The sequence below is a fragment of the Flavobacterium sp. KY-23415 genome (genome assembly GCF_055384985.1).
Genome location: NZ_AP044001.1, coordinates 4,378,620 through 4,393,836, shown reverse-complemented (window position 1 = coordinate 4,393,836; position 15,217 = coordinate 4,378,620). Strand labels below are relative to the sequence as shown.

General features: G+C 32.9%; 8 protein-coding genes and 1 pseudogene. 3 read left to right on the top strand and 6 right to left on the bottom strand.

Going from position 1 to position 15,217, the window contains the following annotated elements; all coding sequences use genetic code 11:
• Positions 1-4: 4 nt before the first annotated feature.
• Entirely contained in the window at positions 5-982 is a 978-nt protein-coding gene (locus ACZ49Z_RS19265; RefSeq protein WP_464305918.1) for a DUF2157 domain-containing protein, read from the bottom strand.
• A gap of 266 nt (positions 983-1,248) precedes the next feature.
• Between ACZ49Z_RS19265 and ACZ49Z_RS19260 the strand changes: the two genes are divergently transcribed.
• Positions 1,249-1,464, top strand: a complete 216-nt coding sequence (locus tag ACZ49Z_RS19260; RefSeq protein ID WP_464305917.1) for a hypothetical protein — start codon at positions 1,249-1,251, stop codon at positions 1,462-1,464.
• Between the two features lie 84 nt (positions 1,465-1,548).
• Here ACZ49Z_RS19260 and lgt read toward each other — a convergent pair whose 3' ends face one another.
• The 4 genes from lgt to folE all read right to left on the bottom strand — a co-directional run bounded on the left by lgt (position 1,549) and on the right by folE (position 5,125).
• Positions 1,549-2,496, bottom strand: coding sequence for a prolipoprotein diacylglyceryl transferase (gene lgt / locus ACZ49Z_RS19255; protein ID WP_464305916.1), 948 nt, complete (start codon positions 2,494-2,496; stop codon positions 1,549-1,551).
• Positions 2,497-2,580: 84 nt separating this feature from the next.
• Positions 2,581-2,814 (bottom strand): membrane protein insertion efficiency factor YidD, encoded by a 234-nt coding sequence (yidD, locus tag ACZ49Z_RS19250; RefSeq protein ID WP_464305915.1) that lies wholly within the window; start codon positions 2,812-2,814, stop codon positions 2,581-2,583.
• A 20-nt stretch (positions 2,815-2,834) separates the two neighbouring features.
• Positions 2,835-4,322 (bottom strand): cysteine--tRNA ligase, encoded by a 1,488-nt coding sequence (cysS, locus tag ACZ49Z_RS19245; protein ID WP_464305914.1) that lies wholly within the window; start codon positions 4,320-4,322, stop codon positions 2,835-2,837.
• Between the two features lie 131 nt (positions 4,323-4,453).
• Entirely contained in the window at positions 4,454-5,125 is a 672-nt protein-coding gene (gene folE, locus ACZ49Z_RS19240) for a GTP cyclohydrolase I FolE (protein ID WP_464305913.1), read from the bottom strand.
• 166 nt (positions 5,126-5,291) lie between these two features.
• On the opposite strand from folE, the gene ACZ49Z_RS19235 reads away from it, so the two are divergent.
• Positions 5,292-11,807: a T9SS type B sorting domain-containing protein gene (locus tag ACZ49Z_RS19235; RefSeq protein WP_464305912.1), complete on the top strand. Its 6,516-nt coding sequence runs from the start codon at positions 5,292-5,294 to the stop codon at positions 11,805-11,807.
• A gap of 115 nt (positions 11,808-11,922) precedes the next feature.
• Positions 11,923-13,434, top strand: a pseudogene (locus ACZ49Z_RS19230) (IS1182 family transposase); the annotation flags it as partial.
• Between the two features lie 607 nt (positions 13,435-14,041).
• On the opposite strand, the gene dnaN reads toward ACZ49Z_RS19230, so the two are convergent.
• Positions 14,042-15,160 (bottom strand): DNA polymerase III subunit beta, encoded by a 1,119-nt coding sequence (gene dnaN / locus ACZ49Z_RS19225; RefSeq protein WP_464305911.1) that lies wholly within the window; start codon positions 15,158-15,160, stop codon positions 14,042-14,044.
• Positions 15,161-15,217: the final 57 nt, after the last annotated feature.

Below are 15,217 nucleotides of genomic sequence, written 5' to 3'. Positions count from 1 at the left end.
AGAATTATTGTTTGAATTTTTTTATTGCCTTAATGAAGCCAATGATTGATAGAATAAAATAAATTGGAAGTAAAAAAATAAATAATTCAAATAGGTTTGAAAAATTTGTTTTCTCTAAAAGCATAAAAAGCATAATATTCAGACCGATATAACCATATAAGATAGAAAAAATATAGATAGAAATTGCTTTTATTTTAATACTAGTTTTAATAAAATAATAAGTAGAAAATAGCAGAAAAATAGAAAAAACAATCCTGTAAGAATAGCTTATAAGATTGCAAATACATGCTAAAGAAACAATATGTAAAGCATAGGTAATAAAAATCAATTTAAAATGCCTCTTCAACCCAATAGTATCACAATAGATAGTCCAGAGTACTAAAACAGCCCCTAAAAGTATTGAAGGAAAGCCTAAAGTACTTAAGCTAAAGGTATCCCAATGCAACAGCATTTGCGGTTTTACAGTAATACCAATAAAAGCAGCTAAACCAGTAATTGCAATGGTTAAAACACTTTTATTGTCGAAATAATAAGCACAAGCTAAGCCAATAATTGTCGGAAAAAGAGTTGCTAAACCATAATGATTTCCAAAAATAACATATTGAAACTGTAGATACCCAACAAATGTGCAAGTTAAAATATAGGCCAATAGGACCAAATAATCAAAAATTGAATTATTGAAAAATGTGATTTCTTTATTGAACTGTGGTGCATTTTTAAAACTAAAATAAAACGAAATGCATATAATTAGAAATAAGAGCACTAAAAGAGAAATATGGCCAATGGAGTCAATATTTTGATAAATTAATACCCCAATTCCAGCAGTAAAAAGAGTAATAGAAAGATATAATAACATTCGCAATTCATTATGAAGCGAAAAGATGTTGAGTTTTTTATAAGTTTCCAATTGAGAAACTTGTTCCTCTGTTATGAAATCGGATTCCAATAATTGTTTTCTAATTTTCTCCTTATAATTTTTCATTTAACTAATTTTTCAACAGATAAGGCATTAAAGATAGATAAAATATAAGTTTTATAGAAAAGTGTACCTTGAATTGTTTTCTTTAAAAAGAATAAGAAGGAGTCGAAAAGAATTAACTTACAGAAAAAGCATTTCATCGAAAATAAGTAACTTTTTAACGATATATTTAATAAAAATGTTCTGTTTTTATTTTGATTTTTAGATAGTTAGTCGTAAATTTATAAGGAGTTTAAAAATCTACATTATTAATATTAACCTACTTAATTATGTCTAGAATGTTATATGAATACACTAAAGGTGTACTAGAAAGCGTAAGTTTTGATCCTGAACTTTTTATGAAAGAATTGCGGAAAGCAATGAAAAAATTACTTCCATATGAGTTAGAACATTTAAGAAAATGGTTAGTTTATTTTATCAGCAAAAATCCAGATTTAGAACCTTATGTGGCTAATGTTTTGGATTTAGAATTAGCTAATGATTAATAGTAATTTAAATTTTTTAAAACCCTAAAAAAAGAACTACAACTTTTGAAATTGTAGTTCTTTTTTTTGTTTTATATTTTTTTATTATTTAGATAATTGTGGCTTAATCATGAAATATAACCCAATTATAATGAATGGAATACTTAACCATTGTCCTGTTGAAAACATACCTAAAGCGTTTTCAAAACCACCTTGGCTTTCTTTAACATATTCCACAAGGAAACGAACGGTCCAAAGAGTAACCAGAAAAGTTCCAAATAATAGCCCTTGTTTGTTTCTTGCATCAGTTTTCCAATACATATAAAATAATATTGCAAAAACAAAAACATAACCAAAGGCTTCATAAAGTTGTGCAGGATGTTTTGGAACAACCTCTGCTAAAACTGAGGAGAATTCTGGATTATTCTGTATTGCATTATATGCATCGTTTGCATTTTGAATACCTGTTTTTTCAAATGCTTGTCTTGGAGAATACCAATCTCTAACGAATTTGATCCCAAATGAAGATGAAGTTTGTGTTCCAACAATTTCAGAATTAAAAAAGTTTCCTAAGCGAACAAAAATTGCACCACTTGCAACTGGTATAACAACTCTGTCAAGAATCCATAATATTGGTTTTTGTATTGCTTTTTTACTGTAATAAAACATTACAATAATAATGGCAATTGCAGCACCATGGCTTGCTAAACCAGCAAAACCAGTAAATTCCCATCCTTCAATAAAACCAAATAAACTAGCTTTAGCATTTTCACGTATAGGAAGCAAGATTTCTAATTTATGATTTTTAAAGTAATTCCAATCATAAAAAAATACATGTCCTAAACGAGCACCCACTAAAGTAGCTAAGACGGTTGTAACAAAAAGGGTGTCTAATTTTTCCAATGAAAGTCCTTCTCGTTTATAGATTCCTTTCATTATGTACCATCCCAAACCAAAGGCAACAACGAACATTAAACTATAATAGCGAACCATAAAAAAACCTAAATCTATTCCTTCAGATGGATTCCAAACCATGTTTAATGTGTGTAGCATAATTTATATTTTTGTTAATTGGGTTTAAAAATAAATAATATTATTGGTAAAGATGTTAAAATAAATTTAAGAGATATATTTTTTTTAAGGAACAGGATCATAACCACTTTTTCCCCATGGGTGACAACTAGAAATTCTTTTTATAGATAGCCACCCACCTTTAAAGACACCATGTTTTTTTAGCGCTTCAATAGTATAATGAGAACAAGTAGGTTCGAACCGGCAAGCAGCAGGAGTATATGGTGAAATAGCCACTTGATAAAATCGTACTAAAAATATAAAAGGATAAGCAAGTATTTTTACTATTTTTTTTATCATCTGCTTGTTAGTAAGTATTTCTAATTAATGCTAAAACCAGTTCCGTCTTTCCCGTCTTTCAATTGAATACCAAGAGCTAATAATCGATCTCTAATTTCGTCAGAAAGTGCCCAGTTTTTATTGGCTCTAGCTTCATTTCTCATTTCAATTAGCATCGAAATAACACCTTCAAGTTTTCCACTATTGTTAGTATCGTTGTTAGTTTCGGTTTTAATTCCTAGTATATCGTTTAGGAAAATACGAATAGTATCTGATAATAATAGAATATCGCCTTCAGTCAGCGTTTCTTTTTTATCGTTTACTAAATTAATATAACGAATGCCTTCAAATAATTGTGCTAATAAAATAGGAGTGTTAAAATCATCATTCATAGCATCATAACAACTTTCTCTCCATTTAATAATGTCTAGAGAAGAAGTAGTACTAGGTTGTAGGTTTTTAGCAATTTTAAGTCCTTCAACAAATCGATTAAACCCTTTTTCACTTGCAAGCATTGCTTCATTAGAAATGTCTAGTACACTTCTATAGTGAGCCTGTAAAAAAGAAAAACGAACAATACTTGCATTAAAAGCTTTTTCAAAGAAATTGTTTTTACCTTCAATCAATTCCATAGGTAAAATATAATTTCCTGTAGATTTACTCATTCTCAATCCATTCATGGTAAGCATGTTGGTGTGTAGCCAATAATTAACAGGAGATTCTCCATTGCATGCCTTTCCTTGTGCAACTTCACACTCATGATGAGGGAATTTTAAATCCATTCCGCCACCGTGAATATCAAACTTCTCGCCTAAATATTTTGTACTCATCGCAGTACATTCTAAATGCCACCCAGGGAAACCCGCTCCCCAAGGAGAATTCCATCTCATAATATGAGCAGGTGAAGCATTTTTCCATAATGCAAAATCTTGAGGGTTTTTCTTTTCACTTTGCCCATCTAAATCGCGAGTGTTAGTGAATAATTCCTCAATATTTCTATTGCTTAGTTCTCCATAATTTAAGCCTCTTTTGTTATATTCTAAGACATCAAAATAGACAGAACCTTTGCTCTCATAGGCGAATCCGTTTTGAATTAATTTTTCAATTAATTCAATTTGTTCAATAATATGACCTGTTGCAGTAGGTTCTATTGTTGGAGGAAGAAAATTAAAAACATCTAATACCTTATGAAAATCTACAGTATATTTTTGCACAATTTCCATTGGTTCTAATTTTTCTAATCGTGATTGCTTCACAAAACGGTCATTATCAACATTGTCATCATCTGTTAAATGTCCAGCATCTGTAATGTTTCTAACATAACGAACTTGATAACCAATATGGGTTAAATACCTATATATAACATCAAAACTCATAAAAGTTCTCACATTTCCAAGATGGACATTACTATAAACTGTAGGCCCACAAACATACATTCCTATATGTCCTTCATGGATAGGTTTGAAAGTTTCTTTTTCACCAGTAATGGTGTTGTATAATTTGAGGCTTTGGTTTTTAAATAATTGCATATAGTTATTTTTGTTGTTTTTGAAGCTATTTCCTGCTATTCGCTCTATCTTTTATAGTAGCTGAATTTCGTAAACTACATTCAGCTACTATAAAAGGATGCCGCTACTATCAGGGCTATGAATTGGGTATATTAAAATTGAGTATCGAGTTTGATGTAATCTAAAAACTCTCTCCTAGTTTTGTCTTCTTTAAACTTTCCACCAAATTCAGCAGTTACAGTACTGCTTTCGATGTCTCTAATTCCTCTAGAATTAACACACAAGTGTTTTGCATCGATAACGCAAGCAACATCTTCTGTTCCAAGAACTTTTTGTAATTCTTGAACAATCTGTATATTTAGTCGTTCTTGAACTTGTGGTCTTTTTGCAAAATAATCCACAATTCTGTTCATTTTAGAAAGCCCAACAACGGTTCCTTTTGAAATATAAGCAACATGCGCTCGTCCAACAATAGGTAATAAATGATGCTCACAAGTAGAATACACAACAATATTTTTCTCAACAAGCATTTCGTTGTATTTATATTTGTTGTCAAAAGTAGAAGAACTTGGTTTTTTATTAGGGTTCAAACCACCAAAAATCTCTTTTACAAACATTTTAGCAACTCTATTTGGTGTCCCTTTTAAACTGTCATCAGTAAGATCCATCCCAAGAGTGATTAAAATGTTTTCAACATCTTTCTTTATACTTTCAATCTTTTCGTCATCAGATAAGTCAAAAGCATCATTTCTTAAAGGGGTTTCTGCGCTAGTAGCAATGTGATTATCACCTATTTCTTCTTGAAAATCGTCTTTATTAATCATTATAAATAATTATGTTATAGCATTTTTTGAAATAATGTGCAAAGATAAATTAATTAAATCAAAAAAAGGAACTTAACATTAATTATTGGTAAAAATATTAGTATAGAATTATTATTTTGTTAAATTTGTTGCTGGCTATTAAAAATTAACACAATAATTAAAAATAATGAAAAATATATTACACTTATTTTTATTAATTCTCACTTTTAACGTTGTTTATTCACAATCTCCTACTTGCGATACTGCATCTGCAATTTGTTCAGGTAATGTAGCTCCTTTTCCAAATTCAACTGGGGTTGCGAGTTTGGGGACTATAGGATGTTTAAATACCACTCCAAATCCTGCTTGGTTCTATTTTCAAGTAGGAACTTCTGGTAGTTTGAATTTTAGTTTACATCAAGGAAATAATGCACCAAATTATAATAATCAAGATGTAGATTTTATTGTTTGGGGACCATTAACTGCACCAAGTTGTACAAATTTGTTTGGATTTAGTCCAGGAGCAACTGTTAACAATGTAGCGGCATGTAGTTATTCTGCAGCGTCTACTGAAAATTTTTCCTTGACGGGTGTTAATGCAGGAGAATTTTATATGTTGTTGGTTACTAATTTTTCTGATGACCCTGGATTTATTCAATTAGATCTTTTAAATAGTTCAACAGCAACGACAGATTGTGATATTGTTTGTGGTGTAGATTTAGGTCCAGATCAATTATTTTGTTCATCAACAATTACTAATACTACTTTAACAGCTACTTTTAATCAAGCACCCACTTCACCAGGAACTCCCACATATGAATGGTATCTTGGAACGCCAGCTGTTTTGCAAACAACAACTACAGTAAATACGTTGTCTGTTAATCAATCTGGAACTTGGGAAGTAAGAGTGACAAGGCCTGGTTGTTCGGACGTGGCTACGGATCAAGTTGAAGTTTATTTTTCTTCCCCCCCCGTTCTTAATACACCTCCAAATATTGACGGTCCCACAAATGATTGTGCACCTGTTTTTGATTTAACTTCTGTAATAGCAGCCATGGTTGCACCTGAGAATCCTGCAGATTTTAACGTGCTTTTTTATTTAGATCTTTTCGATTCTTTTGCAGGTGGAACAACACCGGCTTCTTATATTGCAAATCCAACTGCATATACACCTAATCCCATAGCAGATACAACTATATTTGTTAGAGTTGAAGATATTAATAATAGTTCTTGTGCAGAATTTGTTGAATTTCAAGTTATTGTTAATTGCGGGGTTATCATAGTCCAACCATCGGACATGGTTGTTTGTGATGATGCTAGTAATGATGGATTTGAGGTTTTCGATTTGACAAGTCAGGATGCGACTATTTTAGGCACGAATGATCCTGCGCTTTATACTGTAACCTATTATACTAGTCAAGCAGGGGCGGATGATTTTACGGTTACCACTACAGATGCAGCAACACCTTATAATGCATTCAACGGAACCAATCAGGTGATTTATGTTAGGGTTCAAGAGATTGCAGATCCAACAGTTTATAATACAACTAGTTTTAATTTGGTAGTTACACCTACCCCTGTTTTAACGAGTTTAACCACAAACAGTCCAATTTGTTCTGGAGCAGATGCTATTTTTACCTTAGTTGGAACTGCAAATGCTACAGTTACTTATAGTTTAGATGCTGGAGCAACAACAGCAGATGTTGTTTTGGATGCTTCTGGAAACGGAATTGTTACAGTATCAGGAGCAACAATAGACCAAACAATAAATGTAACACAAATTGCAGTAGGAAGCTGTGTGACAGTATTAACCAATACGGCTACTATTACGGTAAATCCATTGCCTGCTTTAACAAGTTTAACTACTAACAGTCCAATTTGTTCTGGAGAAGACGCTGTTTTCACATTAGTAGGAACACCAAATACAACGGTTAGTTATACAATTACAGGAGTAGCTGGAACGCAAACAGTTCCGCTAGACGCATCAGGAAATGGAACAATTACAGTGACAGCTGCTACAGTTGATCAAACGGTTACTTTGTCTTTAATAGAAAACCCAGCAACAAGCTGTTCGTCTGTGTTGACTACTACAGAAACGATTACGGTAAATCCATTACCTGCTTTAACAAGTTTAACCACAAACAGTCCAATTTGTTCGGGAGAAGATGCTATTTTCACCTTAGTTGGAACTGCAAATGCTACGGTTACTTATAGTTTAGATGCTGGAGCAACAACAGCAGATGTTGTTTTGGATGCATCAGGAAACGGAGTTGTTACAATATCTGGAGCAACAATAGATCAAACAATAAATGTAACGCAAATTGCAACGGGAAGCTGTGTAACGGCATTAACAAATACGGCTACCATTACGGTGAATCCATTACCTGCTTTAACGAGTTTAACTACTAACAGTCCAATCTGTGCTGGAGAAGATGCAATTTTTACATTAATAGGAACACCAAATACAACGGTTAGTTATACGATTACAGGAGTAGCTGGAACCCAAACAGTTCCGCTAGACGCATCAGGAAATGGAACAATTACAGTGACAGCTGCTACAGTTGATCAAACAGTTACTTTGTCTTTAATAGAAAACCCAGCAACAAGCTGTTCGGTTGTGTTGACTAATACCGAAACCATTACCGTTAATCCATTACCAACAATAACAAGTTTAACGACCAATAATCCGATTTGTGTTGGAGAAGATGCAATTTTTACGTTAGTAGGAACACCAAACACAACGGTTAGTTATACGATTACAGGAGTAGCTGGAACGCAAACAGTTCCGCTAGACGCATCAGGAAATGGAACAATTACAGTGACAGCTGCTACAGTAGATCAAACAGTTACTTTGTCTTTAATAGAAAACCCAGCAACAAGCTGTTCGTCTGCATTGACAAATACAGCAACCATTACCGTAAATCCACTACCTGTTTTAACGAGTTTAACTACAAATAGCCCGATTTGTGCTGGAGAAGACGCTATTTTCACACTAGTAGGAACTGCAAATGCTACAGTTACTTATAGTTTAGATGCTGGAGCAACAACAGTAGATGTTGTTTTAGATGCATCAGGAAACGGAGTTGTTACAGTTGCAGGAGCTACAGTAGATCAAACGATAAATTTAACACAAATTGCATCAGGAAACTGTGTGACAGTATTGACCAACACAGCAACTATCACGGTAAATCCACTACCAACGGTAACAAGTTTAACAACCAATAGTCCAATTTGTGTTGGAGAAGATGCTATTTTTACATTGGTAGGAACACCAAATACTATTGTTAGTTATACTATCACAGGAGTTGGAACAACACAAACGGTTTCTTTAGACGCATTAGGAAACGGAGCAATAACAGTGATGGCTGCTACAGCCGATCAAACGGTTACTTTGTCTTTAATAGAAAATCCAACAACTACATGTTCATCAGTAGTTACTAATACGGAAACAATTATTGTAAACCCATTACCAACAATCACAAGCATCACAACTAATAGTCCAATTTGTGCAGGAGAGGATGCTGTTTTTACCTTGGTAGGAACACCAAATACAACGGTTAGTTATACCATTACAGGAGTTGTGGCAACGCAAACAGTTGCGTTAGACGCATCAGGAAATGGAACAATAACAGTTACGGCTGCTACAGTTGATCAAACGGTTACTTTATCTTTAATAGAAAACCCAACAACAACTTGTTCATCAGTTGTGACTAATACTGCTACAATTATTGTAAATCCATTGCCTGTATTGACAAGTGTAACTGGAAATGGACCAATTTGTGCTGGAGAAGATGCTATTTTTACATTAGTAGGAACACCTAACACGACAGTTAATTGTACAGTAAATGGTAGTGCAGAAGTGATTGCTTTAGATGCCTCAGGAAATGGTTCTTTTACAATTGCAGGAGCAACTTCGAATCAAACAATTGTTTTAACATCAATAGTAAATCCAGCAACAACCTGTTCTGTTGTGTTGACTAACACAGAAACAATAATAGTGAATCCATTACCAGAAATAACAAGTTTAACTACAAATAGTCCAATTTGTGAAGGAGAAGATGCTATCTTCACATTGGTAGGAACACCAAATGCAACGGTTAGTTATACTATCACAGGAGTTGGAGCAACACAAACGGTTCTTTTAGATGCATCAGGAAATGGAACAATTACAGCAGCAACTGTAACAGTAGATCAAACAGTTACTTTATCATTTATAGAAAATACAACTACGAATTGTGTTTCTTCTTTATCTAATACAGCAACAATTGTTGTAAACGCTATTCCAGATGTAACAAGTGTAACAGGAAACGGACCAATTTGTTCTGGAGAGGATGCTATTTTTACAATAGTCGGAACACCAAATGCTACGGTTACTTATAGTTTAGATGGAGGAACAACATCATTGCCAATTGTTTTAAATGCTTCTGGAAATGGTGTAATAACTGTTGCAGCAGCAACAACAAGTCAAACAATTAATTTGATAGATATTTTCATAGGAAGTTGTTTAAGGAATGTGAATAATTCAGCAACGGTAATTGTTAATCCGTTGCCAAATGTTACAAGTGTTACTAATAATGGTCCAATATGTTCTGCTACAAGTGCTGTGTTTACCATTACAGGAACCCCAGGAGCACAAGTGAGTTATACAGGAGTTACAGGTTTACCTGCGAGCCCAGTAACATTAAATGCTTCAGGAACAGCAACAGTAACGGTAGTGAATGCAATGACAAATCAAACGATTAATTTAGCATTGGTAACAAACCCTATAACAGGTTGTAATCGTCCTATAGCCTTGTCATCGACAGTGATTATTTCTCCAGCAACAACATTAACCTTAACATCAGATATTGCAACAGAGAACCAAACGATTTGTGAGAATTTCTCATTAAATTCTATTACGTATCAAGTATTTGGAACAGCAACCAATGTAACAGTAACAGGATTGCCAGCAGGAGTAACCAGTACTTATAATACAGTAACAAGAGTTGCGACAATAAGTGGTACGCCAACAGTTCCAGGTGTTTATCCTTATACAATAACAACAACAGGAGGTTGTGCTCCACAGGCTACAGATTCAGGTATTATAACAGTAACGATAGCTCCAACAGTAACGATTGTGAATAATACACCAACAATTTGTGATGGAGAAGCAATGGATGTTACAATAACATCAGATGTTCCAGGAGCAACGATTTATTGGACAGCTTCAGCTCAAGGAATAAATGAAATTATTTCAGGAAATGGAGTTGGGCCAATTGTTTTAAACCAAGTATTAACTTTGCAAACAGGACAACTCTTACCAGTTGATTTAGTAGTTACAACTTATGGTGTTGCAGATTGTATTGGTCAAACGCAAACATTTACAGTTCGAATAAACCCAATTCCATCGGTTGATTTTAGAGTTGACGATGATTCTATATGTTCAGGAGAAACTACACAAATTAGTTTGTTTTCAGATGACTATCCAGGAGCAAGTTTTAGTTGGACCTCAGAAGTTGTTTCAGGAGGAACAGTTTCTGGATTAAGTAATGGTTCAGGAACTATGATTACAGATACCTTAACGACAGCCAATTTAACAGCCTCAACAGTGGTGTATCATGTGACACCAACAATGGGTATTTGTGCAGGAACAGTTGTAGATATTACCATTACAGTAAACCCAGTACCTGTTGATGATTTAACGTTCTCAGGTGCTATTAATGCAATTTGTAGTGGCGAAATGCCAAATGTAACGGTTGCATCAGGAAATACAAATGTAGTTTACGAATGGAGTGTTCAATTAAATGGTGTAGCAGTAACAGGAGGAATAACTAGTGGTGTTACCACCAATAATATTCATTTAATAGACCATGTGTTAACTACTACAGGATTGGTTGCAGGAACAGCAGTATATACCTTTACGCCAAAATTAGGAGATTGTCTAGGAGTGCCAAGACAATACACACAGATTGTGAACCCATTACCACAACCAGTATTACTCGATGGTTCTATTTGTGTTGAATTGTCAACAGATTTAGTGTTTCAAAGTCATCATTTAGATTCAGGTATTCCTAATACGGCAAACTATGATTTTAACTGGTATTTTAACGGAGCACCAATTCCTACAGCAACACAGAGCACTTATGATGCTACAGAAGCAGGAACATATTATGTAGAGGTTCAAAACATCACTACAGGATGCACGAATACATCAAATACAATAACAGTAAATGAAATCAATAATGCAACAGATTTTACTTATACAGTTACAAATGCTTTTACAGATGATGCAACAATAACGGTAACTGTTATAGATGGTAACGGAAGTTTTATGTATCAATTAGATGATAGAGACCTGCAAGATTCGAATGTGTTTACAGGAGTAAGCGCAGGAGAACATATTGTTACCGTGGTAGATCAAAAAGGGTGTACCTATCTAGAAAAGACAATTTTAGTAATCGATTATCCTAAGTTTTTCACACCAAATGGTGACGGATTTAATGATTATTGGAATATTATCGGATTGGGTGACAAACCTAACACAAAAATTTATATCTTTGACCGATACGGTAAATTGATTAAACAAATTAGTTCACAAAGTCAAGGTTGGGATGGTACCTTTAACGGGGAACAACTACCTTCTACAGATTACTGGTTTACAGTTGAGTATGAAGAAAACCAACAAAATAAAGTATTTAAAGCACATTTTTCATTAAAACGATAAATAATATTTATTGAAATTAACATAAAAAAAGAGGCTGTCCAAAAAGTAATGACAGCCTTTTTTTGTTGTATTTTTCTCTAAAATTAGTATCTTAGAATTGAGACAAAAATACACAATGGCTAAGATAGTTTTTAAAAATCAAACAGGCAATTCTCCAGAGTTATTTCCTATCAATATTTTCGATAGAATACCGCAAAACCATCCAGTTCGCTTAGTGGAACAAGTTGTTAATCAGTTAGATATAAGTGAAATTTTAAAGCACTATAAAGGTGGAGGTACTTCAGCTTACCATCCAAGAATGATGATTAAGGTTTTGTTTTACAGTTATTTATCTAATGTATATTCTTGCAGAAAAATTGCAAAAGCACTTCAGGAGAACATTCATTTTATGTATATTTCGGGCAACTCGACTCCTGATTTTAGAACGATAAACGATTTTAGGGGTAAAGTTCTAAAAAATCACATTCAAACTCTTTTTGCAGAAGTGGTAAAAATGTTGGTTGAAATGAAATATGTAAGCCTAGATGTTCAGTATATTGATGGTACAAAGATAGAATCTAAAGCTAATAAATATACTTTTGTATGGAGAGGCTCCATTGAGAAATATAAAGAAAAACTAGAAATTAAAATTAGTCATATTTTATCAACTATTGAAAATAGTATTCAATCTGATAATCAAGAACTAAATATAGAAGAATTACCAAAATCAATAGATTCGGAAAGATTAAAAGAAAAGCTTTCGATTCTTAATAAAAAGCTCAAAATGCCTACCAAAAAGCAGGAAAAAGAGTTACAAAAACTTCAAGAGGAGCATCTTCCAAAGCTTGAAAAATATGAAAAAGACTTAGCTACAATGGAAAATAGGAACTCTTATAGTAAAACGGATCCCGAAGCTACCTTTATGAGAATGAAAGAAGATCATATGAAAAACGGTCAATTAAAACCCGCTTACAATCCGCAAATATCTACAGAAAATCAATTCATTACACATGTATCTGTTCATCAAACAACAAATGACACTACAACCTTAAGTTCTCATCTTGAAGGTTTTGAAAAAGCTTATCAAAAACAGAGCAAGGAAATCGTTGCAGATGCAGGTTATGGCAGTGAAGAAAATTATCAAATGCTTGAAGAAAAAAAGGCTGATGCTTATGTTAAATACAACTATTTTCATCAAGAACAAAAAAGAAAGATAAAAAACAATCCTTTTCTTGTTCAAAACTTATTCTACAACGAAGAACACGATTTTTATGTTTGTCCAATGGGGCAAATTATGCAAAAAACAGGAGTAGGAAAACGTGAAACCAGTACTGGATATGAATCACAAATTACATATTATCAAGCCAAAAGATGCCAAGGATGTCCTTTACGAAGTCAATGTCATCAAGCAAAAGGTAATAGAATTTTATCAGTCAATCATCGATTAAATGAATTAAAAGAAAAAGCAAGAAAGCTACTAATGAGTGAAAAAGGACTAAAACATCGAAGTAAACGTCCAATAGAGGTAGAAGCAGTTTTTGGTCAACTTAAAAGCAATAATAAATTCAATCGATTCACAATGAAGGGATTAGAAAAAGTAACATTAGAGTTTTTACTAATGGCCCTTGGACACAACTTTAGAAAAATGAATGCATTCAAGACAGACTTGCCAAAATTTGTTTTCAAAACCAAAATTCACACTTATCTAGCCTATTTTAAAACTAAAATTTGCCTTGTTAAAGTAACTCAAAGTTATTTTGCTATTATTTTTTCTTCAAAACAAAATAGCTTAAAAATAGCTACATAAAAAAAGGCTGTCCTTACTTTTTGGACAGCCTCTTTTTTTATGTTAAACGGTTTTCTACTATACTTAATGACTATATAAAGTAATTTAGATGTTTTTTAAATTTTATTTGATAATGGTAAGCATTAGACTTTGTAAAGAGAGAAATAGATTTGAAATAGTCAAAATTAAGGGTATTTTGTTCGAATTTAGTATGATTATATTAAGTCCGTAAAATGGAGTATTAAAGCAAATATAAAGTAAGCTGTTTTTAGTAATAGGTACCTAATGCGTAGTTTGGTTTCAATTTCAAGAAAGAAGAAAAAGAATCGCCAAGAGTTTTTAAATATTACTTTTTTTTAATAAAAAACCGCAGCAACTATTACAGTTTTTGCGGTTTTTTGGGTTAAGGTTGGTATAGTTATCTTGAAAATATTAAGGTGTTTTAAACCTAATACTTTTTAATTTTGTGTTAATTGCTAAGCATTACTGGCATAACTAGCATAGTTACTGTTTCGCCATCGTCTAATCCATCTACTGGTGTTAGAATTCCAGCTCTATTTGGCATAGACATTTCAAGTTGGATTTCATCACTAGTAAGATTATTCAGCATTTCTGTTAAGAAACGTGAGTTGAAACCAATTTGTAAGTCATCTCCTTGATAATCACATGTTAAACGCTCATCTGCTTTGTTTGAATAATCAATATCTTCAGCAGAAATATTTAACTCTGTTCCCGCAATTTTTAAACGAATCTGATGTGTTGTTTTGTTGGCAAAAATTGCAACACGACGTACCGAACTTAAAAATTGTACTCTATTGATTAGTAATTTGTTTGGATTTTCTTTAGGAATAACCGCCTCATAATTTGGGTATTTACCATCAATTAAACGACAGGTTAATACATAGTTTTCGAAAGAGAATGTTGCATTAGCATCATTATATTCAATTTTAACTTCTGCATCAGAAGCTCCTAAAATTCCCTTTAAAATGTTTAGAGGTTTTTTGGGCATAATAAAATCTGCAACTTGAGATGCTTTTACATCTGTGCGAGCATATTTTACTAATTTGTGAGCATCAGTAGCTACAAAAATTAACCCTTCTGGTGAAAACTGAAAAAATACACCACTCATTACAGGTCTTAAATCGTCATTACCTGCAGCAAAAATAGTTTTACTAACTGCTGTCGCTAGCACTTCTGCTGGTACTAATGTAGAGGAAGGATCTTCTAAAGCAACAGCTTTCGGAAACTCTTCACCTGGAGCATAAGCAATTGCATATTTACCAGAGTTAGAGCTAATTTCCACAGTACTATTTTCTTCAACAGTAAAGGTAAGAGGTTGCTCTGGAAAGGTTTTAAGTATGTCTAATAATAATTTTGCAGGTACTGCAATACTTCCTTGACTAGTTGAATCAATCTCTAATGTTGCTGACATAGTCGTTTCTAAATCTGAAGCAGAAACTGTTAGCTGATTATTGTTTAATTCAAATAAAAAGTTATCTAAAATGGGTAACGTATTACTACTATTAATAACGCTTCCTAATACTTGTAGCTGTTTTAATAAATACGAACTCGATACTATAAACTTCATTTTCTTTTATTTTAAAATCGCTTATGATTTTAGTTTCACAAATATATTCTAATTATT